Below are 3,180 nucleotides of genomic sequence, written 5' to 3'. Positions count from 1 at the left end.
CTGCAGTGCCCTGGGCGCCGACAGGCGTACCCGGGCCACGGTGCCGCGCCAGAGCGCGCGCCGTCGCGAGCGGGCATGATCAGCCGCAGGCTCATCCAGACCGCCACCAGCAACGGCATCGACCATGGCCTGCCATGCTGACCGAGCGGCACCGGCATCGCGCTCGCCGGCCGCCATGCTGCGACCGGCAATGGCGAGCGCGTTGGCCGCCATGCGCGCGGCATAGTGGGCCGATGCCGGCAACTGCGGCAGCAGGTCGTCGAGCAGAGTGGCGCGGGCGACCGCCAGCAACTCGGGGGCCGCCGGCTGCAACGGCAGCGGGGGCAGGTCGCCGGGCTCGACAAGCGGTCCGGAGTCATCCGCAGGCAGTGCCAGCCCGGTCATGCGCAGCAGCTCCAGCTCCAGCTCGGGCACGATGTGCGCGGTCAGCGCCAGCTCCAGCGACGGCTCGCGGCCGGAGACATGACGCTCGCCCTGCTGCAGGGCGATCACCGCCCAGCGCAGGTGGGCGTAGACCTCCCAGAAGCGCACCGCCCGGTCATCCACGGGCTGGCCGGCCCCGGCGGCATAACCGCGGTAGAACGCCTCGCGGCTGCCGATACCGCCGGCTTCGAGCGCATCCTGGCCGAAGCGCCAGCAACGGGCGCAGAACCAGCCCAGATCTTCCATGGGATCGGACCAGGCTGCGAACTCCCAGTCGAGAATGGCGGTCAGACCCTGGCGATCGACCAGATAGTTGCCGGTGCGCAAGTCGCGATGCGTGAGCGTGACACGCTGGTCCTCCGGCTGGTTCGCCTCCAGCCAGCGCAGCGCCCAGGACAGGGCGGGATGCGGCTGCCGGTGCGCGGCGAGGAACTCGCGGCACTGGCGTAGCCCGACGACGGCCGGCGCCTCGGCGGGCACCGACAGGAAGTCCAGTCGCGGCTCCGGCGGCCGGACCCGGTGCAGGCGCGCCATTTCCGTGCCGATGCGTTCGGCCAGCGCCTCGCGATCAGCAGCCCACTCGGGCTCGCGCACCAGCCGGAAGCCGGCACCGATGCCCTCGGCCTTGCGCATGACAAAGAAGTCACGCCCGAGACAGCCGTCGCCCAGCCACAGCGGCTCGGGCACGGTCACGCCGGCCTCGAAAGCCACGCGCAGCAGGGTGAACTCCTGGGCACGGCTCAGCGACTCGGGCACGCGCGAACCGGCATCGCAGCGCAGCACGACATCCAGCGCCTCCTGCCCGGCCGGCTGCAGGCTCAGCCACCAGTTCTCCTGCACCGCGCCACCGGACAAACGGCGGGCTTCGGTCACCGCGACCGAGTCGGCGCCGGTGGCATGGCGGAGGAAGCCTTCGAGGGCGACGGCATCCCACCAGGGCGTCTGCGCGGACATGGCTCAGCCCCAGCGGAAGAATTCCTGGCCTTCGGCCAGGTAGCTGCGCGACAGCACCATCTTGTGGATCTCGCTGGCGCCGTCGACCAGGCGGGCCTGGCGGGCGTAGCGGTAGACCCACTCCACCAGCGTGTCCTTGGAGTAGCCACGCGCGCCCAGCAGCTGAATGGCGGTGTCGGCGGCCTTGTGCAGGGTGTCGGCGACATGCACCTTGGCCATCGACACTTCCTTGCGCGCGAAGTCGCCCTGGTCGAGCTTCCAGGCCGCGTTCATGGTCAGCAGGCGGCCGATGTGGATGTCCATGGCCGCGCCGCCGAGCATCCACTGCACGCCCTCGTGCTCGGACAGCTTCATGCCGAAGCTCTCGCGCTCCGTGATGTAGGCGCCGGCGATCTCCAGGCAGCGCTTGCTCAGGCCGAGCCAGCGCATGCAGTGGGTCAGGCGCGCCGGGCCGAGGCGGATCTGGGTCAGCTTGAGGCCGTCGCCGACATTGAGCAGGCGCTGCTCGTCGGGAATCTCCAGGCCGTCGAACACCAGCTCGCAGTGACCACCGTGCTCCTCCGGCCCCATGATGGGAATGCGCCGCTCGATGCGCCAGCCAGGCTGGTCGGCATCGAACAGGAAGGCGGTCAGGCCGCGGCGCTCGTCATCCGAGGTGCGGGCGATGAGAATGAAGGTCTGCGCGCCCTCGGCTCCGGTGATGAACCACTTGCGACCGGTGATGCGCCAGTTGTCGCCGACGCGCTCGGCGCGGGTGTAGGTCAGAGAAGGGTCGGAGCCGCAGCCCTGCGGCTCGGTCATGGCGAACGCCGAACGCACCTTGCCGTCGATCAGCGGCTGCAGCCAGCGGTCCTTCAGCGCCTCCGAGGTCAGCACCTTGTTCAGCACCTGCATGTTGCCGTCGTCCGGCGGCGCGGCGTTGAACACCACCGGGCCGAACGGCGAGCGCGCGGCCTCCTCGTAGACCGCCGCCATGCCGATATGGTCGAGGCCGCGCCCACCGCGAGCCACCGGCATCTGGAAGGCCCACAGGCCGGCCGCCTTCGCCTTCGCGCGCAAGATGGCCAGCACCGGCTCGCTGATGTTCTCGTGTTCGTCGCAGAAGCCGGCGCTGCCTTCCAGCGGCAGCAGGTGCTCGGCGACGAACTCGCGGACCTGGCGGCGGATGGTCTCGACCTCGGGGGACAGCTTGAAATCCATGGGGCGGCTCCTTGAGCGGCAGCGGGAAGGAAGTGGCGTGCGCGCAGCCGTCAGAGGCTGGAGCAGAGATGTGCGCCATCGACGGTGATGGCGGTGCCGTTGATGAAGCTGCCGGCGTCGCTGCACAGCAGCAGCAGGGCGCCGTTGAGTTCGTCGGCCTGGCCCAGGCGGCGCGCCGTCATGCGCTTGACCAGGCGCTGGCCGGCTTCGCCGGCGAAGAAATCGCGGTTCATGTCGGTTTCGATGTAGCCCGGCGCAAGCGCGTTGACGCGGATGCCGTGGCGCGACCACTCCAGCGCCTGTGCTTCGGTCANAGGCCGGCCTTGGATGCGCAGTACGACGACACCGCCTGCGCCACGCGCTGGCCGAGGATGGACGCCACGTGCACCACCACGCCGGGGCGTCCGCCGGCGATCAGGCGGCGGGCGAACTCGCGGCTGACCAGCCAGGGGCCCTTGAGGTTGGTGTCGACCACGCGGTCCCACTGCTCGACACTGAGCTCGTGCACGAAGCCGCCATCGGCGATGCCGGCATTGTTGATCAGCAGGTCGACCTGCGCGCCCAGCACGGCTTCGGCCTGGGCGAAGGCTTCGGCGACCGAGG

At 70.5% G+C, this 3,180-nt stretch carries 4 protein-coding genes; all 4 read right to left on the bottom strand.

Annotated elements, in window-relative coordinates; translation table 11 throughout:
- The coding region (locus tag C5O18_RS07855; protein ID WP_241146785.1) for a phosphotransferase family protein at nt 1-1,377 on the bottom strand (1,377 nt) is incomplete at its 3' end.
- A gap of 3 nt (nt 1,378-1,380) precedes the next feature.
- A complete protein-coding gene (locus C5O18_RS07850) occupies nt 1,381-2,577 on the bottom strand; it encodes an acyl-CoA dehydrogenase family protein (protein WP_105192944.1) in 1,197 nt (398 codons plus the stop codon).
- 50 nt (nt 2,578-2,627) lie between these two features.
- Nucleotides 2,628-2,891: an SDR family oxidoreductase gene (locus C5O18_RS11025; protein WP_277422158.1), complete on the bottom strand. Its 264-nt coding sequence runs from the start codon at nt 2,889-2,891 to the stop codon at nt 2,628-2,630.
- Nucleotides 2,888-3,180: SDR family oxidoreductase (locus C5O18_RS11020; protein ID WP_277422157.1), on the bottom strand; the 293-nt coding region annotated here is incomplete at its 5' end. The genes C5O18_RS11020 and C5O18_RS11025, both read right to left, overlap by 4 nt.

It is taken from the genome of Amnimonas aquatica, assembly GCF_002943415.1.
Lineage (GTDB): Bacteria > Pseudomonadota > Gammaproteobacteria > Pseudomonadales > Moraxellaceae > Perlucidibaca > Perlucidibaca aquatica_A.
This window is presented reverse-complemented; position numbering and strand designations above follow the sequence as displayed.

What these genes read in the sequence shown, in the direction of transcription:
- C5O18_RS07850 (WP_105192944.1), bottom strand. Translation starts at nt 2,577, where the DNA reads ATGGATTTCAAGCTGTCCCCCGAGGTCGAGACCATCCGCCGCCAGGTC.